The sequence below is a fragment of the Bradyrhizobium sp. USDA 4503 genome (assembly GCF_054055815.1).
In genome coordinates this window covers 5,995,131-6,014,592 of sequence record NZ_JBSRXS010000001.1, presented here as the reverse complement: position 1 = coordinate 6,014,592, position 19,462 = coordinate 5,995,131, and the positions used below count along the sequence as shown (strand labels likewise).

The 19,462-nt window shown below is 64.8% G+C and carries 20 protein-coding genes and 1 pseudogene; 5 read left to right on the top strand and 16 right to left on the bottom strand.

Features of this window, described 5'->3' with window-relative positions; translation table 11 throughout:
• Window positions 1-149: 149 nt before the first annotated feature.
• From bchE to ACVMIH_RS28645, 10 genes and pseudogenes are all read right to left on the bottom strand, one after another.
• Entirely contained in the window at window positions 150-1,676 is a 1,527-nt protein-coding gene (gene bchE, locus ACVMIH_RS28690; RefSeq protein ID WP_456864224.1) for a magnesium-protoporphyrin IX monomethyl ester anaerobic oxidative cyclase, read from the bottom strand.
• 113 nt (window positions 1,677-1,789) lie between these two features.
• A complete protein-coding gene (locus tag ACVMIH_RS28685) occupies window positions 1,790-2,530 on the bottom strand; it encodes a di-trans,poly-cis-decaprenylcistransferase (protein WP_057015350.1) in 741 nt (246 codons plus the stop codon).
• Between the two features lie 29 nt (window positions 2,531-2,559).
• Complete coding sequence (locus ACVMIH_RS28680; protein ID WP_168856613.1) at window positions 2,560-2,982, bottom strand: transcriptional regulator; 423 nt, start codon at window positions 2,980-2,982, stop codon at window positions 2,560-2,562.
• Window positions 2,969-3,586, bottom strand: a complete 618-nt coding sequence (locus ACVMIH_RS28675; RefSeq protein ID WP_456864222.1) for a hypothetical protein — start codon at window positions 3,584-3,586, stop codon at window positions 2,969-2,971. Before ACVMIH_RS28675 ends, ACVMIH_RS28680 begins: the two co-directional genes overlap by 14 nt.
• A gap of 128 nt (window positions 3,587-3,714) precedes the next feature.
• Complete coding sequence (locus ACVMIH_RS28670) at window positions 3,715-4,071, bottom strand: DUF1428 domain-containing protein (protein WP_028335567.1); 357 nt, start codon at window positions 4,069-4,071, stop codon at window positions 3,715-3,717.
• Window positions 4,072-4,216: 145 nt separating this feature from the next.
• Window positions 4,217-4,954 (bottom strand): DUF899 domain-containing protein, encoded by a 738-nt coding sequence (locus tag ACVMIH_RS28665; RefSeq protein ID WP_253588320.1) that lies wholly within the window; start codon window positions 4,952-4,954, stop codon window positions 4,217-4,219.
• Between the two features lie 18 nt (window positions 4,955-4,972).
• Window positions 4,973-5,335: pseudogene (locus ACVMIH_RS28660) on the bottom strand (SRPBCC family protein); the annotation flags it as partial.
• Window positions 5,320-5,775 (bottom strand): ArsR/SmtB family transcription factor, encoded by a 456-nt coding sequence (locus ACVMIH_RS28655; RefSeq protein WP_156436043.1) that lies wholly within the window; start codon window positions 5,773-5,775, stop codon window positions 5,320-5,322. The pseudogene ACVMIH_RS28660 and the gene ACVMIH_RS28655, both read right to left, overlap by 16 nt.
• 130 nt (window positions 5,776-5,905) lie before the next feature.
• Complete coding sequence (locus ACVMIH_RS28650; RefSeq protein ID WP_057015346.1) at window positions 5,906-6,193, bottom strand: DUF3551 domain-containing protein; 288 nt, start codon at window positions 6,191-6,193, stop codon at window positions 5,906-5,908.
• Between the two features lie 171 nt (window positions 6,194-6,364).
• Window positions 6,365-7,336 carry a Bug family tripartite tricarboxylate transporter substrate binding protein gene (locus ACVMIH_RS28645; protein WP_057015345.1) on the bottom strand — a complete coding sequence of 324 codons (972 nt, stop codon included), beginning with the start codon at window positions 7,334-7,336 and terminating at the stop codon, window positions 6,365-6,367.
• 204 nt (window positions 7,337-7,540) lie between these two features.
• On the opposite strand from ACVMIH_RS28645, the gene ACVMIH_RS28640 reads away from it, so the two are divergent.
• Window positions 7,541-7,960 (top strand): VOC family protein, encoded by a 420-nt coding sequence (locus ACVMIH_RS28640; RefSeq protein ID WP_057015344.1) that lies wholly within the window; start codon window positions 7,541-7,543, stop codon window positions 7,958-7,960.
• Between the two features lie 209 nt (window positions 7,961-8,169).
• The gene (locus ACVMIH_RS28635; protein ID WP_456864219.1) at window positions 8,170-9,750 is read left to right on the top strand and encodes an AMP-binding protein; all 1,581 of its coding nucleotides are present in this window, start codon (window positions 8,170-8,172) and stop codon (window positions 9,748-9,750) included.
• 102 nt (window positions 9,751-9,852) lie between these two features.
• Here the strand turns inward: ACVMIH_RS28635 and ACVMIH_RS28630 are convergent, their stop codons facing one another.
• From ACVMIH_RS28630 to ACVMIH_RS28615, 4 genes are all read right to left on the bottom strand, one after another.
• A complete protein-coding gene (locus ACVMIH_RS28630) occupies window positions 9,853-11,142 on the bottom strand; it encodes a cytochrome P450 (RefSeq protein ID WP_076824552.1) in 1,290 nt (429 codons plus the stop codon).
• Between the two features lie 151 nt (window positions 11,143-11,293).
• Window positions 11,294-12,391, bottom strand: a complete 1,098-nt coding sequence (locus ACVMIH_RS28625) for an HD-GYP domain-containing protein (RefSeq protein ID WP_076824550.1) — start codon at window positions 12,389-12,391, stop codon at window positions 11,294-11,296.
• Window positions 12,392-12,682: 291 nt separating this feature from the next.
• The gene (locus ACVMIH_RS28620; protein WP_168856618.1) at window positions 12,683-14,968 is read right to left on the bottom strand and encodes a xanthine dehydrogenase family protein molybdopterin-binding subunit; all 2,286 of its coding nucleotides are present in this window, start codon (window positions 14,966-14,968) and stop codon (window positions 12,683-12,685) included.
• Window positions 14,965-15,456, bottom strand: coding sequence for a (2Fe-2S)-binding protein (locus ACVMIH_RS28615; protein ID WP_026192016.1), 492 nt, complete (start codon window positions 15,454-15,456; stop codon window positions 14,965-14,967). The genes ACVMIH_RS28620 and ACVMIH_RS28615 overlap by 4 nt, the downstream gene beginning before the upstream one ends.
• 309 nt (window positions 15,457-15,765) lie before the next feature.
• Between ACVMIH_RS28615 and ACVMIH_RS28610 the strand changes: the two genes are divergently transcribed.
• From ACVMIH_RS28610 to ACVMIH_RS28600, 3 genes are all read left to right on the top strand, one after another.
• On the top strand, window positions 15,766-16,554 hold the full coding sequence (locus ACVMIH_RS28610; protein WP_057015340.1) for an alpha/beta fold hydrolase: 789 nt from the start codon (window positions 15,766-15,768) through the stop codon (window positions 16,552-16,554).
• Entirely contained in the window at window positions 16,551-16,886 is a 336-nt protein-coding gene (locus tag ACVMIH_RS28605) for a hypothetical protein (protein ID WP_057015339.1), read from the top strand. The genes ACVMIH_RS28610 and ACVMIH_RS28605 overlap by 4 nt, the downstream gene beginning before the upstream one ends.
• Before the next feature lie 134 nt (window positions 16,887-17,020).
• The gene (locus tag ACVMIH_RS28600) at window positions 17,021-17,695 is read left to right on the top strand and encodes a dienelactone hydrolase family protein (protein WP_253625188.1); all 675 of its coding nucleotides are present in this window, start codon (window positions 17,021-17,023) and stop codon (window positions 17,693-17,695) included.
• Between the two features lie 131 nt (window positions 17,696-17,826).
• Here the strand turns inward: ACVMIH_RS28600 and ACVMIH_RS28595 are convergent, their stop codons facing one another.
• Window positions 17,827-18,582, bottom strand: coding sequence for a polysaccharide biosynthesis/export family protein (locus ACVMIH_RS28595; RefSeq protein ID WP_168856621.1), 756 nt, complete (start codon window positions 18,580-18,582; stop codon window positions 17,827-17,829).
• A gap of 173 nt (window positions 18,583-18,755) precedes the next feature.
• On the bottom strand, window positions 18,756-19,412 hold the full coding sequence (gene msrA / locus ACVMIH_RS28590; RefSeq protein WP_057015336.1) for a peptide-methionine (S)-S-oxide reductase MsrA: 657 nt from the start codon (window positions 19,410-19,412) through the stop codon (window positions 18,756-18,758).
• Window positions 19,413-19,462 lie beyond the last annotated feature (50 nt).

The window sequence follows — 19,462 nt, the reverse complement described above, 5'->3', positions numbered from 1 at the left end:
TTAAGATCGCAACCTGTATGCTCAACTCGACGCCTCGACCGCCACGGTTCTTTTTGTTCTGCGCAGCCGACCTGGAAATTATCGCGCTGATGACTGAGGCGTCCAGTCATCAGCGTCAGATATCCAGAACCCGACAAGACGGTATCGACTTACGCCGCGCGTGATGGGCCGACGCGGCGCTCGGGCCGGTGCGACGACATCGATTCCTCCTCCATATCCTGCGGCGCGCCCCAAAATTCCTGCACGGTGGGCCCGTTCTTTAACCTCTTGTCGCGCAGGAAGCCGAGGATTTCGTGCGGCCAGACCCGGCGGCCCATCTGCGTGTACCAGCGCATCGCGTGACGAAGTCCGGCGTCGCGGTGGAGCAGCACGCGGAGCAGCGCCTTCGGGCGGCACTGCAGCACCATCTCGGTGAACTTGAACCAGAGCAGCACGCGCCATGGCGGCATGTGCCGGGTCGCCAGCACCTGATGCTTGTAGTCCCAGAGCCTGCGATCGGTCTGGATGACGCGCCGCTCCGCCGCGAGACGGAAATACGGCGTCCAGCGATGCGGCGTGACGTAGAGCATCTGGATCTGGTCGGGATCATAGGACAACAGCTGCCTGAGACCACGCCAATGATCGCGATCGGTCTCCTCCTCGAAGCCGACCACCCACGTCGCCATCGACAGGATGCCGTGCTGGCGCATCAAACGGATGGCTTCGCGATCGATCGTGGTGGTCGCGCCCTTGCGGATCAGCTCCAGCGTCTTCTCGTCGGTGTTCTCCATGCCGAGCAGGAAGCGCTGCCAGCCCGCCTTCTTGTAGAGATGCAGGATATCGGCGTCGCGCACGATGTCGTCGGCGCGGGTCGAGCCGACCAGGATCAGATTGACATCCTCCGCGATCAGGGCCTCGAGAAAGGCCCGCCACGCCTTCTTCGAGACGGTCGGATTCTCGTCGGCGAAATTGATCACCTTGACGCCGTGCTCGCGATGGAGCCGCGCCAGCTCCTTCGCAAAGCGCACGGGATCGCGGTGCCGCCACCGCGTCCAGAAGCCGCGCTGGCCGCAGTAATTGCAGAGATGCGGACAGCCGCGCGAGAACTGCACGACGACGGCGCACAGGCCGCCCCAATAGCTGTAGCGCGCGTGATCGATCAATTCCCAGCCGACGCGATAGGCATCGAGATCACGGATGACAGGCGCAGGCGGCATCACGCGCGGCCCGTAATCGTCACGGAATGCGATGCCGTTGATGATGCGGAGATCCTCGCCGGCCTCCAGCGCCCGCATCAGACGCCGCGCCGTCTCTTCGCCCTCGCCGCGCACGATCGCGGTGACGTAGCGCTCCTCGCGCAGGATGTCGCGCCAGTGATAGGTCGGAAACACGCCGCCATAGACGATCCGCACACCGGGCACGGCCTTGACGATCGCCTGCGCCACCTCGGCGATGACAGGATGGCCCGACGTCGAGCCGGAATGGCCGAACAGCACCGCATCCGGTGCAAATCTCGATGCCTCCGCCACGATGGCTTGGACCGGCATCGGCCCGAACTCAGCATCGATAAGACCAACGTCGTGGCCGTCATCGATCAGCGGCCCGCCGATCGACAGCAGGCCGAGTGGCGGCAGATGGTCGTCGGGGATCCGGCTGCCGATCGCCGGATGCGGCACGTTGATGAGAAGAATGCGCATGGATGATCGCTCCCGCTTTGGTTGGCGTGATCGTTCGTCCCCGCATCTTGTGAGAGAGAGCCCAACCCCCCGGCCGGGCTTTAGGAATAGAGCAGTTGGCGCGGCTTGACGCGTTAGAGGTTCGGCACCTCCGCCGGCGCGATCGCGGTCAGTCCGCCGAAGCGGCGCTCGCGGCGATGGAAGGAGCCGAGTGCGTCGGCGAGATCGTCGGCATCGAATTCGGGCCACATCCGCTCGGTGAAATGCAGCTCGGCATAAGCGCCCTCCCAGAGCAGGAAGTCCGACAGCCGCTTCTCGCCCGAGGTGCGGATGATCAGGTCGACGTCGCGCAGCCCGGCCTCGCCGGTAATGAGATCGGAGAACGTCTCGCGGCTGAGCTCGCCGGCGCCGGCCGCGCGCGCGGCGGCGTTCAGGATGGCGTCGCGCGCCGAATAATCGATCGCGATGCGCAGATGCAGCGTGGTGCCGCCGGCGGTCTCGGCCTCGGCGCGCGTGATCGCGGCGGCGATGCCGTCGGGCAGCCGGTCGCGGCGGCCGATCACGGTGAGGCGAACGCCGTTGCGCACCAGCGCAGCGATCTCGTTGGCGAGATAGAAGCGCAGCAGCCCCATCAGTGCCGCGACCTCGGCCTTCGGACGGCGCCAATTATCGCTCGAGAAGGCGTAGAGCGTCAGCGTGCCGACGCCCTGGTCCGGCGCGGCCTCGACGATGCGGCGGATCGCCTCGACGCCGGCCTCGTGTCCGCGCAGCCGTGACAGGCCGCGCCGCGTTGCCCAGCGGCCATTGCCATCCATGATGATGCCGACATGGAGCCTGAAGGCGGCTTCCGGCTTGAGCGCGACGTTACTTTGCATCACAAAGTCTCCGGACAAAATGAGATGGTTCAAACCGGCTGGATACCGAGGCGGCCAGCTGCGCGGTCGTCCTTGCCGGCGGCCTTTTCTGCCGTGCCGGCGGCCCTCTCGGCCGTGCCGGCGGCCTTGGCCGCGTCACGCACCAGCTGCTCGAGCACGGCGAGATAGTCGAGGAAGCGGCGACGACCGCTCTTGGTCAGGCGGCAGGTGGTGTGCGGACGATTGCCTTCATAGCCCTTGATGACGTCGACGAGACCGGCCTCCTGCAGCACCTGGAGGTGCCGGCTGAGGTTGCCGTCGGTCAGGCCGCAGAGCTGCTTGAGATCGGCAAAGGCGAGCCCCTTCGGATGCGCCATCAGCGAGGTCAGCAGGCCGAGCCGCGCCTTCTCGTGGATGACGCGGTCGAGGCCGTCATAGGCGAACGGCGCGGCGGTCAGGTCAGTCTTCGGCATCATGGCCTCCGGAAGCGAAATAGAGCAGCGCTGCGAGCAGCAACTGGCCGATCGCGAATGGCAGTCCCATGGTCCAGGGCGACAGCGCGTGGCTCTGGCTTGCGATCAAGAGCACCGTGAAGCCCGACAGGAAATACCAGGCGCCGCCGAGCGCGATCGTGCGCGGCAGCAGGCGGACCGAGGCGAACACGCCGAGGCTGACCAGCACCTGCCACAGGCCGGGCAGCATCCACAACGTCTCGGGCGCGAACTTCCATTGCAGGATCGCGAGCAGCACGCCGGCGATCGCCGCGGGAACGAACTGCTCGATCGCCTGCTGGACCATCGCGTCCGCAAGGCCGGAATGATGCCGCCGCGAGCGCGCCTGCATCTCGATCCAGATCAGCACGGCGGAGACCAACGCGGCCGCCGCCCAGCCTGCGAGGAACGCGATCGGATGAGCGGTGGGATCGGCGAGCCAGAGATATTGCGCAAGCGCCGTGACCAGCGCGATGCCGCTGGTGGCGGCGATGGTCGCCGGACCGTAGCCGCGGAACGCCGTTCCGGCCGCAATCTGGCTGCGGATGGCGAGGATATCGGCCAACGCCTTGTCGAGGTCACGCATGATTCGCCAGAACTTTGTATTGCAAAGTATACGGGATCACCAAGTAAACGCAAGCGGCATCGCGCAGCTTGCCGAGCGTGATATTTAACAGCCGGTTACTGCGCGGATTGCGGCGAAACCGTGCCGCGTCAGACCTTCACCAGGCTGGCGAAGCCGCCATAGATCATCCGCTTGCCGTCGAACGGCACGTCACCCATGCTCATCGATGCCAGGCGCGGATCGGCCATCACCTTGGCGTTGATCCGGTCGCGCTGGGCGCGCGACTTGTAGGTGATCCAGGCAAACACGACGGTTTCGCCGGCCTTCAGTTTCACGCTCTGCGGAAACGAGGTCAGCTTGCCTGGCTTGACGTCGTCGGCGACCCATTCGCGATAATCCAGTGCGCCATACTCGCGCCAGACCTTGCCGGCCTTCTTCGAGAGTTGCGCATAGGCTTTGAGTTTCTTCTTCGGCACGGCGACGATGAATCCATCGACGTAAGGCATTGGGCGGTTTCCTGCTGTTTGGGCTCCCTGTCATTACGAGCGCCAGCGATGCAATCCATCTCTCCAAACGCCGAGGAATGGATTGCTTCGTCGCTTCCGCGCAAAATTGCTCCGCAATTTTGTCGAGAGCCCCTCGCAATGACGATCAGGAGTGACAGCAGGATGCCTGAACCGGCGCCGGTTGGTACTGGTCACGTAGCCGCACCCAATCCATCGGATAGGGCAATCCTTCCTCGTGGCGGCCGAGCGGCGTCAGGTCGAGATAGTGATAGGCGGCATTCATCATGTCGAGGCCGCGCGCGAAGGTCGAGTAAGTGTGGAACACGCTCCCTGTCTCATCGCGGAAGAACACGCTGATGCCGGGCAGTTCGGGACCATAGAGCGGCGTCGTTCCATAATTGTATTTCGCGTCCTCCGCATCGATCTGCCCTTGCGTGAACGACACGCCGTAATCGTAGTTGAAGTCGCTCTCTCCCGAGGAGACCCAATCGAAGGTCCAGCCCATCCGCGCCTTGAATGCGTCGAGCTTGACGAGCGGGGCCCGCGAAATCGCGATCATCGTGGTGTCGCGTGCGGCGAGATGCGGAACCATGCGCTCGAAACCGTCGGCCCAGAACGAGCAGTTCTTGCACGCCGCGTCCCACTCCGGCGCGAACATCACATGCTGCACCACGAGTTGCGGCCTGCCCTTGAAGAGATCGCCGAGCGTCATTTTGCCGCCCGGCCCGTCGAACACATAGTCCTTGTCGACCTTGACCCAGGGCAGTTCGCGGCGCTGCCGGCTGAGCGCTTCGCGGGCCTGGGTCAGTTCCTTCTCACCGGCCATCAGCGCCTTGCGGGCTGCGATCCATTCTTCGCGCGAGACGATCATGTGCTGTTGCATGGGATGCTCCTTTGCAGGTCAGGCGTCGACGAAGCTTTCCAGATTGCCGAGGAATGCGGTCCAGCCGCGCTGGTGGTTGTCGCGGGCTGTCTCATCGACGAACTGCGCGTGATGGAAGGTGAGCAACGTACCGCCGGCATCGGGCTTGATCGATATCGTTACCTCGGATTCGCGTTCGGGCGTCGAATGCCAGGCCCAGCTGAACACCAGCTTCTCGTTCGGCACCACCTCACGATAGACGCCGCCGACCTCGTGATATTCGCCGTTGGTGCCGATGAATCCGATGCGATAGCGTCCGCCGACGCGGACATCGAGCTCCGCACGCGTCGTGGCCGGCTTGACCCCACCCGGTCCGAACCACTGCGCTAGATTTTCCGGCTCGGTCCACGCGGCGTAGACTTTTTCCGGCCGCGCGCGGAGGCGCCGCGTGAGGGTGAGGCTTGGGCGCGCGGCGAGGCCGGCGTCGGCGGCGACTGCGGATTGGTTTGCCATGGTTCTTCCTCCACAAAGGCTGCAAGGCGGTCGAGATTGTCGGACCAGAATTGCGCATAGCGATTGAGCCAGTTCATCGCCTGCTCCATCGGCCGTGCGGTGAGCCGGCACGCCACCGTGCGGCCGGTCTTTTCGCGCGCGACGAGACCCGCATCGGTGAGCACGTCGAGATGCTTCATGATCGCCGGCAGCGACATCGCGAATGGCTGCGCCAGCTCGCTCACCGACAGGCTTTCCTGGTCGCCGAGCCGCGCCAGCAGCGCGCGACGGGTGGGATCGGAAAGCGCCGCAAAGGTGCTGTCCAGCGTCTCATCCTGATACTTAACCATGTGGTTTAGTATAGGCGCAAACGGCGTGACGTCAAGTGCGCGGCTTCACGATCACGTCAGCATGGACCCGACGCGAGGGACGAACGTCAGGAACAGTGGCGACAGACTGCCTTGCGGTGATGCCGCAACGCTAGTCGGGATAAATGGTCCGGTGCCGACGCTGATAGCGGCCCGGTGGTGGCGGCGGCGGTTCGCTGAACAGGAAGCGCGGATTCTCGCCGCAATAGAGATAGCGGCCGGACACGCTCGCGAGGCATTGCTGGTAGGTCCGGTAAGCGCATTCGCCGGGATAACCCAGGCTCGGGCCCTGCGCGCACCATGGGTAGTCATAAGGATCGGCGGAAGCGGGCGTGATACTCACCGCGCCTGCGAGCGTCATCGTTCCCAGAACAAGCATTGCCAATCCCGATGCGCGCATGATCCGGCTCCTCGGACGCCGCAGTTAGCCAGGTGCGGCATCTTTGATAAGGTTCCTGAAGGTCATTTTATTCCGCGTCAAGGCCGACGAAACCGGCTTCGGCCAGGGACCGGCTGTACCACGCGGGCCACGTTTGTCCCGCGCGATCCAGCATCGCGCCTCTTGCGAGGCCTACTCGACCTTGAGGCCGGCGAACTCGACCACCTTCTTCCACTTGTCGGTCTCGGCCTTGATGTCGTTGCCGAAGGCTTCCGGCGTCTGGATCAGCGGATCGCCGCCGAGCTCGACCAGGCGCTTCTTCATGTCGGGTTCGGCGAGCACGGCGTTGATCTCGGTGTTGAGCCTGGCGATAACTTCCTTCGGCATGTTCTTCGGCGCGCCCATGCCGAACAGCGCGCTCGCCTCGTAGCCCTTTACAGTTTCGGCAACCGACGGAACATCGGGCAGTTGCGAGGATCGCTCCGTTGAGGTCACAGCCAGCGCGCGCAGCGCGCCGGAGCGGATGTGCTGGATGATCGAGGGCATGTTGTCGAAGATCACCTGCACCTGGCCGCCGAGCATGTCGGTGATCGCGGGCGCGGCGCCGCGATACGGCACATGCTGCATCTTGCAGCCGGTCATCGCCATGAACATCTCGCCGGAGAGATGCACCGAGGTGCCGTTGCCGGAAGAGGCCATGTTCACCTTGCCGGGATTGGCCTTCACATATTCGATGAACTCGGCGACGGTCTTGGCCGGCACGTCCTTGTTGACGGTCATCACGTTCGGCACGCGATTGAAGGAAGCAACCGGCGCGACGTCGCGCACGAAGTTGAACTTCAGATTGGCGTAAAGCGAGGCGTTGATGTAATTGGCCGGATTGACCAGCAGCACGGTGTAGCCGTCCGGCTCGGCATTGATCGCCGCCTCGGTGCCGATATTGTTGCCGGCGCCCGGCTTGTTCTCGATCACGAATTGCTGCCCGAGCCTCTCCGACAGCCGCTGCCCGACCAGGCGCGCGATGATGTCGGTGGCGCCGCCCGGCGGATAACCCACGATCCAGCGCACCGGCCGCGCCGGATAGTCGGCAGCGGAAGCGCGGCCGATCGCGAATGTCGAAATCCCCGACCCGATCAGGCCCAGCGCGGTACGGCGTGAAATCATGAAGCTTCTCCCAATCCAGCAGGGTTTGGCGCCCTGCCCGTTTCTGTTGCGTTGCGTGCGGCGCGGTTTTAACAAACAATGCCTGAAGCGACCAGTGCGACACGTGCGCCGCCGACCGCGACGAAAGACTAAGCTTCGGCTCTGATCGCACCAGAACCGGCGACCACATCGCTCGAAAGCACTCTGGACCGAAGAGGATCGATCATGTCCGTCAAGGTGAATGGGCTCGACCATCTCGTGATCAACGTCACCGATGTCGTGCGCTCGGTTGCCTGGTACAGCAGGATCCTCGGCATGGAGGTGAAGGTGTTCGACCCGGGCAAGGGCAAGACACCGCGCACCTCGCTGGTGTTCGGCAACCAGAAGATCAATGTGCGGCCGCGCGATGCCGACAAGGTGGACTGGTTCACCGCCGATCACGAGGCGGCCGGCAGCGACGATCTCTGCTTCCTCACTTCGAGCACGCCCGAGGAAGTGGTCGCACATCTGAAGGCCAATGGCGTCAGAATCGAGGAAGGCCCGGTGGCCAAGCAGGGCGCGCGCGGCACGCTGCGCTCGGTCTATTGCCGCGACCCCGACGGCAGCCTGATCGAGATCTCGTCGTACGAGAAGAACGCGACGTAGCTTTCGTTCGTCCTTGCGAACCGGCGCGGCGTGCGAAGGCGCGCCCGATAACGGATGCTGCGAATAAATCGATCTCTTCCGTGCGGCGGAACAGATTGCTTCAGCGCAAAACCGCTTTGCAAATCCCGATTTGCTCTCGGCGCACGCCGATGGCAGAACTGCTCCCAACCAAGACCAAGGGCGGCCGACAAGGCTGCGCGGGAGGACATATGGCCAACTCGAATCCAGCACCAGGCATCGTGGGACCGTTTGCGGGGCTCGACGTACCATGGCTGCTGCGGATGCGCGCCGAGGTGCGCCGCGACCATCCATTCCTGATCTGGGCGCCGTTCGACACGCCGGCACGGCGCTGGAGCTACGGCGAATTCCATGAGCGGGTCGGCGCGCTGGCTGCGGGCCTTGCGAAGCGCGGCATCCGGCAAGGCGACTACGTCCTGATCCATCTCGACAATTGCGTCGAGGCGATCATGTCGTGGTTCGCCTGCGTCGAACTCGGCGCCATCGCCGTCACCACCAACACCCGTTCCGCCGCCGCCGAGATCGAATATTTTGCCGGCCATTGCGGCGCGGTCGCCGCGATCACCCAGCCGGCCTATGCAGAACTGATCGCCGCCAACTGCAGGAGCCTGCGCTGGATCGCGGTGACCTCGCACGACGCCGGGCAAGCGCCGGCACAAACGCCCGCGCACGGCGACAGTTTTGACGCGCTGTTTGCCGACAGCGCCGACCGGCCGCGTCGCCCGACCGATCCGCTCGCCCCCTGCAGCGTGCAATATACCTCCGGCACCACGTCGCGGCCGAAGGCGGTGCTGTGGACCCACGCTAACGCGCTGTGGGGCGCCAAGATCAACGCCGCGCATCAGGACCTGCACGCCTTTGACGTGCACCAGACCTATCTGCCGCTGTTTCACACCAACGCGCTGGCCTATTCGATGCTGGCGAGCCTGTGGGTCGGGGGCACCTGCGTGATCCAGCCGCGCTTCTCGGCGAGCCGCTTCTGGCCGGTGGCGATCGAGCATGGCTCGACCTGGACCTCGACGATCCCGTTCTGCATGAAGGCGCTACTGGAGCACGAGGTGCCGAAGGATCACAGGTTCCGGCTCTGGGGCACCGCCGTGAACGAGCCGCCGGCGTTCAGCGTGTTCGGCATCAAGATCATCGGCTGGTGGGGCATGACGGAGACCATCACCCACGGCATCATCGGCGAGGTCGATCAGCCCAACACGCCGATGTCGATCGGCCGCGCCGCTCCCGAATACGAAATCCGCATCGTCAATGACGACGGCGCGCCGACCGGGGTCGGCGAGACCGGCAACCTCCTGATCAAGGGCATCCCGGGCCTGTCGCTGTTCGCCGAATATCTGCACAACGAAAAGGCCACGCGGGAAAGCTTCGACGAGCACGGCTACTTCATCACCGGCGACCGCGTCACGATGCTGGAGCGCGGCTACGTCAAGTTCGGCGACCGCTCCAAGGACATGCTGAAGGTCGGCGGCGAGAATGTCGCGGCCTCCGAGATCGAACAGGTGATCGCGGTGGTGCCGGGCGTACGCGAGGCCGCCGTGGTGGCGAAGAAGCATCCGATGCTGGACGAGGTGCCGGTCGTCTTCATCATCCCGCAGGCCGGCGTCGCCAAGCTGCCCGTCGACCTCCACGACAACGTCATGGCCGCTTGTCGCGCAGGCCTCGCCGACTTCAAGTTGCCGCGCGAAATCCGTTTCGTCGACGAGATGCCGCGGTCGACGCTGGAGAAGGTCGCGAAGGCGGAGCTCAGGAAGATGGTGGAGTGAGGCGGACTTGATCGCGTCATTCCGGGGCGATGCGTTAGTATCGAACCCGGAATCTCGAGATTCCGGGTCTAGTCCTTCGAACCATCCCGGAAGGACAAGTACTCAATTCACCTCGAACCGGATCGGCAGCTTCTTCGGGCCGTTGACGAAATAGGCCTGCGTCATCTTCACCTCGCCGTCGAGCGACAGCGACTTCAGGTGCGGCAGCAGCTCCTCGAACAGGATGCGCATCTCGAGCTTGGCGAGGTACTGACCGAGACAGAGATGCGCGCCATAGCCGAACGCGACATGGCGGTTGGGCTTGCGGTCGCTGCGGAAGCGATCGGGGTCCTCGAACACCTCCTCGTCGCGATTGCCCGAGGCGTAGCACAGCATCAGCCAGTCGCCCTTGGCGATCTTGCGGCCGCCGAGCTCGGTATCCGCGGTGGCCGAGCGCATGAAATGCTTGACCGGCGTCATCCAGCGGATCGACTCGTCGACCAGGCCCGGAATCAGGTCCGGATTGGCCTTCACCTTGGCGAATTCCGCGGGGTCCCTGGCCAGCGCCCAGATCGCGCCGGCCGTCGAGGATGAGGTGGTGTCGTGGCCCGCCGTCGCGACGATCATGTAATAGCTGGTCTGATCGTGCTCCGGCATGTACTCGCCGCCGATCTTCGCGTTGGCGATGACGGTGGCGAGATCGTCGCGCGGGTGCTGGCGGCGATCCTCGGTGATCTTGCGGAAGTAGGCGGAAAAGTCGGCGATGATCGCCTGCAACATCGCGGAGACCTGCTCCGCGCTCAGCGCGTCGCGGACGCGCGCGGTGTCGGGATCCTGCGGCCCGAACAGTTCCTGCGTCAGCTTGAGCATGCGCGGCTCGTCCGCCTCGGGCACGCCGAGGATCTCCATGATGACGTGCAGCGGATAGCCGAGCGCGACATCCTCGACGAAGTCGCAGGCGCCGCCCCTCGCGAGCATGCGTTGCACCGTGGCGCGCGCGATCTCGCGGACGCGGGCCTCGAACTTGCCGAGATTGGCCGGCATGAACCAGCCTTGCGTCAGCGCGCGATATTTCGGGTGATCGGGCGCGTCCATCTGCACCAGCGAGCGCACCAAATTGGGCCCGCCCGTGATCTTGCGAACGCGCTCCTCGAGCGCCTGCGTCGTCAGGGTGGTCGGCCGATCGGCGTTGTGGAACAGCTCGTTCTGCCGGCTGATCGCCTGGATATGCGCGTGCTTGGTCACCACCCAGAACGGGTCGAACTTCTCGGGCCGCGCGATGCCGAGCGGGTTGTTGGCGCGCAGCCAACGATAGCTGTCGTGGATGCGGTCGTCCGCATAGGCGACGGGATCGACGAGGGTTGCCGCGATGTCGGCGGGGATGTCGAAATCCCCGGTCGTTGCCGTATCCATGATCGTCCTCACCCGTCGGAGCATCGGTCCTGCCGATGATCACCGGAATCTAGGCGGAGGTAAGGAGCACGACTTGCGTTGATTGGCTAGAGCCGTCGCCTCAGCCGGCATTGCGACGACGAAGCGACGTAGCAATGATGGGGTTGAGGACTCAATAGTGCCCGAACGCCACCGGGCGGAACGCCTGCAGCAATTGCTGGTCGAGCTTGCCGCCCATCTCCTCCATCATGGAGAACGCCTTGGCGTGGGTGAACTGCAGGCGGTAGGCGCGCTTCTCGACCAAAGCGGCATAGACGTCGACGATCGTGGTGACGCGGACGATGTCGCTGATCTGGTTGCCGCTGAGGCCGTTCGGATAGCCGGTGCCGTCGAGGAATTCGTGGTGATGCAGGATCACGTCGAGCATTTCCGGCGGGAAGCCGCCCTGCGCGGACAGCGCCTCGTAGCCGCGGCGCGGATGCTCGCGCATCTCGGCCATTTCCTCCACCGTCAAGGCGCCGGGCTTGTCGAGCAGCGCGACCGGGACGAAGGCCTTGCCGACGTCGTGCAGCAGCGCGGCGCGGGCGAGCCGGCGCTGATCGTCCTCACGCATGCCGAGGTGCTGCGCGAACGCAACCGCAAAACCGGTCACGAACAGGCAATGGCGATAGGTCTCCTGGTGATGGCAGCCGACCGTGGTCAGCCATTCGCGCAGCGAGTTGTGCTTGATCGCCTTGAGGATCTTGTTCTCGGCGGCGACGATGTCCTCGAACTTGAGCGGCTCCCCGGCGCGCATCCGCTCGAACATCTTGACCATCACGCCGTGCGCGGCTTCGACGCCGCGGTTGAGCGCCTTGCCGCGATCGGTCTCGTCATAGCCGCTGTCGTCGGGGAATGCGGCGCGGATGCGCTGCAGGATGCCGCGCGCATCGAACGGCCGCGAGATCGTGTCGGTGGCGCCGAGCGCCCAGGCCTGCATCGAGGCGTGATGCAAGGCGTCCGCCAGCACGAACAGCCGCGGCATCTCGCGATAGGCGTCGGCCTGCAGCTTGGCGCGGACGAGTTGCACGGCTTCGGGCGAGCGCAGATTGATGTCGACGACGATGCCGGAGAGATCGCGGGCCGGCTGCTCGGGAATGTCAGAGGTCGGAACGGTATCGACCTCGCCCACCGAGCGCAGGATGTTGGCGAGCTCGTTGCTCTGATCGCTTCGATCTGACGCCAGCAGGAGGCGGCGCTTCGAAGTCTGGTTGTTGGCTAAGGCTGTCATGAAATCCCCGTCGCGGTAACGACTGACGCCGGGACGCTACCTGACGATGCGTTCCCTCCGACTTAATGGGGATGCTGAACGGCGCTTAAGCGCAATGGGTACAATTTGAGGGATCGCCGAATCCGCCAGCAAAATCAGGCCGGCCGGAAATCGATGCAGTTGCGCAGATCGGCAGCGAATCATGAATTTTTGCGGCGTCGAAGTTGATGCCGTCACTGCCCGGCCGACACGCGAAGCAAAGAAAAACGCCGGAGAACTCGTGCTCTCCGGCGTTCTTGTTCGTTCAGGCCGTTACGCCTTCATCGCAGCCTTGACGGCTTCCGCGGTGATCGGCAGGCCGCGAACGCGGGCACCGACCGCGTTGAAGACGGCGTTGCCGATCGCCGGCGCCACCACCGTCACCGCGGGCTCGCCGACGCCGGTCGCCTTCTCGCCATTGGCGATGACGTTGACCGCGACTTCCGGCAGCTGGCTCATCCGAAGCGGCGTGTAGCTGTCGAAGTTGGTCTGCTCGATGCCGCCGTCCTTCAACGTCGCCTTCTCGAACAGCGCCAGCGACATGCCCCACAGCGCCGCGCCCTCGACCTGGGCCCGGATGCCGTCGGGATTCACCTGCGTACCAACGTCGGTCGCAACCGTCAGCTTCTTCACCGTCACCTCGCCCGACGGGGCGACCGCGACATGGGCGACGCAGGCGGTCCAGCTCGCCGTGGCGCGCTCCTGCGACGACACGCAGGCCACCCCCATGCCTTCGCCCTTGGGCAGCTGCTTGGTGCCGTAGCCGGCAAGGCCCATCGCAGCAAGCAAGGTGTTGCGGAGACGCTGCGCGCCGCCGTCATTCTTGCCCTTGCCGTCGAGCAACGAGATGCGCAGCTGCGCCGGGTCCTTGCCGGTCGCATGCGCAATCTCGTCGATCATGCTTTCGACCGCCCAGAACGTCCAGCCCGGCGCCACCGAGCGGAGCTGACCAGACGGGGTGGCGTTGTGCGCCATCTCGTTCTTGATCGCCCGCACATAGTGGTTGGGCACGGTGTAGAAGAAGTCCGCTCCGTTCACGGTGAAGGAGTCGAGCGGACCCTTCTTGTCGACCGACGGTGTGAGGAAATCGGGGATTCCCCAACGCGCGGTCGGCCAGGCCGAGACCACGTCGTGGCTCATCGCGACGATCTTGCCGTCGCCGTCCATGCCGGCCTTCACCTTCTGGTAGGTCAGCGGACGCGAGAAATCCATCGTCATGTCGTTTTCGCGCGTGTAGATGACCTTGACCGGCTTGCCGACGGCCTTCGCCGCCTGCACCGCGGGCACCATCATGTCGGCGTCGAGACGCCGGCCGAAACCGCCGCCCAGCCACATCTGGTGCATCACCACGAACTTCGGATCGATCCCGGCGGCGCCGGCCGCAATCGCGCCGGAGCGCGTCGCGAACTGGTTGCCGGAATAGATGTGCAGGATGTCGCCCTTGAACTCCGCGGTGGCGTTCATCGGCTCCATCGGCGCGTGGATGTTGATGTTGGTGGTGTATTCCGCCTCCAGCACCTTGGCCGCCGATCCGAAGGCCGCCTTGGGATCACCGTCCTTGACGAAGAACTGGCCGGAATCGTCCAGTCCCTGAAGCCGCTTGGCCTCGGCGAGCAGCGATTCGCTCGACAGCTTCGCGTTCGGACCGCCGTCATAGCTGATCTTCAGCGCCGCCGCGGCCTTCTTCGCCTGCGCATAGGTGTTGGCGACCGCGACGACCCAGCCGGTCGTGGTTGTGGTCTTGTCGTCGAGGGTGACGGCCTTGATGAAGCCGGGCAGCTTCTTGGCCGCGCTATCGTCGACCGACTTCACGGTGGCGCCGTAACGCACCGGTGGGGTAACCAGCGCGCCGTAGACCATGCCCGGCACCATCACGTCGATGCCGTACTTGGCCGTGCCGTTGGTCTTCGACGGGATGTCGAGTTGCGGCACCGAGACGCCGATCATCGTGTACTGGTCGGGCGTCTTGAGCTTGATCGCCTTCAGATCATCCGCCGTGAAGGTCTTGGTCGCCTTGCCGCTCTTCACCACTTCGGCGAACGACATCGACTTCTTCGACTTCGCATGGCTGATCCTGGAGTCACGTACCACCAGCTCGCCGGCCGGCACGCCCATGGAGGCCGCCGCCGCCTCGGTCAATGCAATGCGGCCGGCTGCGCCGGCGCGGCTCATCGCGTCGAAGTTCATCATCGTCGACCAGCTGCCGCCGGTGATCTGCGCGCCCAGCACGGGATCGTTGAACTTCGGATCGTTGGAGGCGAGTTGAACCCGCATGTCCTTCCAGTTCGCGCCGAGCTCTTCGGCCACGATCTGCGCCATGGTCGAGGCGACGTGCTGGCCCATGTCGGCCTTGCCGCAGGTCACGGTGACGAGACCGTCGGGCGCGATCGAATACCAGACGCTCGGCTCGAAGTTGGCGGGCGCGGGTGCCGCGAGCGCCTGATCGATGCCGGACCCAGCGTAGCCGAGCACGAGGCCGGTTGCAGCGGTGCCGACCAGGAAGGAACGGCGGCTGAGATCGGTCGTCTCTGGCGCGAGGTTTTTCACGTGCTTGTTCATGTGGCCCTCCGCTCGGATCCGGTGGCCGATGCGGTGCGCATGTCGGACGCAGCGCGCATGATCGCCTTCTGGATTCGTGAATAGGTCATGCAACGGCAGAGGTTGCCGTCCATATGCGCGACCACTTCTTCCTTGGTCGGGTTGGTGTTCTTCGACAGCAGTGCCGCCGCCTGCATGATCTGGCCGGACTGGCAGTAGCCGCATTGCGGCACCTGCTCGGCGACCCAGGCCTTCTGCAAGGGATGATCGCCCTTGGCGGAGAGGCCTTCGATGGTAGTGATCTTCTTGCCGACGGCGTCGGCGACCGAGGTCTGGCAGGACCGCACCGCTTCGCCGTTGACGTGAACCGTGCAGGCGCCACACAGACCGGCGCCGCAACCGAATTTGGTGCCCGTCATCTGCAATTGCTCGCGGATGACCCAAAGCAGCGGCGTGTCATTGGCCGCCTCGACGGACATATTCCGTCCGTTGATATTGAGATTTGGCATCTCTCTCCCCTTCCGGTGTAGGAAGCCGCTTACGGCGGCAACTCACTGTTGGGTCTTGGCCGGCGCCCACCGGGTAAGCGACAGTTGCCGAAACAATGATCCGGTTCCCGGCTGGAGGCAATCCAATTTGGAATTGCTCGAAAAGAATAAATTTCCGAAGATGCCTGTTGTGCGATGCGGCAACGGCATGACGCTTTTTGGAATGCCAGCGTTCGTGTCTAATCGCCAGGCGCTTGCTCAAAGCGTCGGCAGCAAGCACCGGCAACGCCGTCCGATGACAGCGGCAAGAGAAACACAAGGAGCCCGTCAATGGCCAAGCTCAACCGCAACGGCGTCGAGATCTACTACGAGGTTCACGGCAATGGCCCGCCGCTGATCCTGACCCACGGCTATTCCTCGACCTCGGCGATGTGGCAGGGCCAGATCGAGGCGCTGTCGCAACGGCACAAGCTGATCCTGTGGGACATGCGCGGGCACGGCCAGTCCGACTATCCCGACGATTCCGATGCCTATAGCGAAGCGCTGACGGTCGGCGACATCGCCGCTCTGCTCGACGCCGCCGGCGCCGACAAGGCGATCGTCGGCGGGCTGTCGCTCGGCGGCTACATGTCGCTCGCCTTTCATCGCGCCCATCCGGAGCGGGTGCGGGCGCTGCTGATCATCGACACCGGTCCGGGCTTCAAGAAGGACGACGCCCGTGAGGTCTGGAACAAGCGCGCCCGCGAGACCGGCGACCGCTTCGACCGCGAAGGGCTCGAGGTGCTTAGATCGTTGAGCGCCGAGCGCGCGTCGGTCACCCATCGCAACGCCAGGGGCCTCGCGCTCGCCGCGCGCGGCATGCTGGCACAGCGCGATGCACGGGTGATCGAATCGCTGCCCGGGATCCAGGTGCCAGCACTGGTTGTGGTCGGCGCCGACGACACGCCGTTCCTGGCGGCGTCCGACTACATGGCGGCAAAAATCCCCGGGGCGCGGAAGGCGGTGATTCCGAACGCCGGCCATGCCGTCAACATCGACCAGCCGCAGGCCTTCATCGCCGCGGTGCTGCCGTTCCTGGATGGCCTTGAAGCCGGCGCGCCGGGAAAGCCCGCGCCATGAAGACAATCGCCGTTGCCTTGTTGCTGACTGCGGCGACGACAGGGGCGAGCGCGCAGAAGCTGCCGTTCGTCACAGCCCCGTCCACTTTCACTGCGACGTTGTCGAACACCACGCCGCTGGTGTTCGGCATGGGCGTTGCGGACGCGCAGCGCGCGCTCGGCACGCCTTTCACCTATGTCAGCGGACGGCCCGGCAACGAGATCTTCCTGACCTTCCGCGACCTCGGCGGCAGCGGGCTGTTTCCGCACCACGACCGCCTCTTCCTGCAATTCCGCAAACACCGGCTGACCGGCTGGAAGGCCGACTGGGGCGAGAACTGGATGTGGCGCTAGAGCATGGTCCGGAAAAGTGCGAAGCGGTTTTCCGAAACGGCCATGTTCAAACGAAGAGCCAAAGCGCGACGACGATGTCATCGCGCCTCATCATCGAGAGCTTCATGCACCCCCCAAACTGACAAGGATGGACCATGGGACAAGACATCAAACTCAAAGCTTCGGACGGATTTGAACTCGGCGCCTACCGCGCCGATCCTGCCGGCGCGCCGAAGGGCGCGGTCGTCGTGATCCAGGAGATTTTTGGCGTCAATCACCACATCCGCTCGGTCTGCGACCGGCTGGCGAAGGAAGGCTATGTCGCGGTTGCACCTTCGATCTTCGACCGCATCACGCCGAACTTCCAGAGCGGCTATTCCCCCGACGAGATCGCCGAGGCGCGGAAGTTCGTCGCCAATCCGGACTGGGCCGCGATGCTGCGCGACAGCCAGGCGGCGATCGACGCGGCGAAGCCGGCCGGTCCGGTCGGCATCATCGGCTTCTGCCTCGGCGGCAGCGTCGCCTATGCTGCCGCCACCAAGCTGGCCGGGCTGTCAGCCGCGGTCGGCTATTACGGCGGCGCCGTCGTGCGCTTCGCCGACGACAAGCCGGCGGTACCGACGCAGCTGCATTTTGGCGAGAAGGATGCCGGCATTCCCTTGGGCGATGTCGAGACCATCAAGTCGAAGCGGCCCGAGGTCGAGGTCTTCATCTATCCCGGCGCGCAGCACGGCTTCCATTGCGACGAGCGCGCCAGCTACGACAAGCCAAGTGCCGACATCGCCTGGCCGCGCAGCATGGAGTTTTTCGCAAAGCATTTGAAGAAGTGACGCTGTGAGCGTCACTCCGGGGCGATGCGCAGCATCGAACCACAGATGCGCAATTGCGCATCGGGGAATCTCGAGATTCCGGGTCTGGTGCTAACGCACCATCCCGGAATGACAAAGGACGCTGTCCTTCTTCAGAACCAGCGCTCGCCGACGAACACCGTATCGCCCGGGCTCATCGGCGTGCCCAGCGGCACCACAAAGCGCCCGGAGCCGGACGCATCGGTGTGGGTCAGCGTCACGCTGTCGCGGCGGGCACGCGGCGAGAAGCCGCCGGCAATCGCGACCGCGCTCTCGACCGTCATGTTCGGCACGTAGGGATATTGGCCGGGGGCCTGGACTTCGCCGAGGATGAAGAACGGACGATAGGACTCGATCTCGACCGCCACCGAAGGCTCGCGGATATAGCCGTTGCGCAGCCGTGCCGAGATTTCGCCGGCAAGCCCGGCCGGCGTGCGGCCGCGTGCCGGCACCGAGCCGATCAGCGGCATGGTGATCGCGCCCGCGGCGTCGATCGCATAGGAATTGGTCAGGCCTTCCTGGCCGTAGACCACCACGCGAAGCTTGTCGCCGGGGCCAAGGTGATAGCCGTTGTCGTAACCGGCGGGGGGTCCACCCGGGGAGGCGGCGGCATAGACGACCGGGGCGGCGGCCGGTGCGGCATAGCCATAACCAGGGGACGTGCTGGCGAAGGCGGAACGCAATGCGCTGATCGCACCGCCGCCGCCTGCATCGGCAACCGGAGCGGGTGCGTAGGCCGGGCCGTAGGTGACGGCATCGACGCCTTGCGGGCCGACGGCGACGGGACCGGACGTGCTCATGCAACCAGACAGCGCGAGCGCAGCCACAACGGCAGTGATCGGCAATCGTAACGCGCGTGCAACCGGCACCGGACCTATCCCTCAACGGCGAGACAGGCCCAGTCTTGCACCACTTATGGTTAACAAAGGGTTTTCGAGGATCGAGCGGGAGGCCGGAACAGCTGGCCTCCCATTGGCTTGGAGCCGTGCCCGGGAAGAGCGCAAACCGGCTTTCCAGAGCGAGCTCTTTCTCAACAAGACGATCAGGCGGTGACGCCGACGCCGATCGGGCAGGACACGCCGGTGCCGCCGAGCCCGCAATAGCCCGCCGGATTCTTGGCGAGGTATTGCTGGTGATAGTCCTCGGCGAAGTAGAATTCACCGGCCGGCGCGACCTCGGTGGTGATGGCGCCGAGGCCCTTGGCGGCAAGCGCCTTCTGATACATCGCCTGCGACTCATCGGCGGCTTTGCGCTGCGCGTCGCTGAACGTGTAGATCGCGGAGCGATATTGCGTGCCGATGTCGTTGCCCTGGCGCATGCCCTGCGTCGGGTTGTGGTTCTCCCAGAACGTCTTCAGCAGCCTCTCGTAGGAGATCTTCTTCGGGTCGAACACGACCAGCACCACTTCGGTGTGGCCGGTGCGCCCCGAGCATACTTCCTCATAGGTCGGGTTCGGCGTGTGGCCGCCGGCATAGCCGACCGCGGTGGTGTAGATCCCCTCGCCGAGTTCCCAGAACTTGCGCTCCGCGCCCCAGAAGCAGCCGAGCCCGAACACCGCCTGCTCGAGGCCTTGCGGATAAGGCGGCTGCAACTTGCTGCCATTGACGAAATGGGTGATCGCGGTCGGGATCGGCGTCGCGCGGCCCGGCAACGCCTCGGCGGCGCTTGGCAACGCAGTGGTCTTGCGCATGAACAACATGGACACCTCCAGGCGGGACATCGGCCGACGCGGCAACGGCCTGCGGGCCG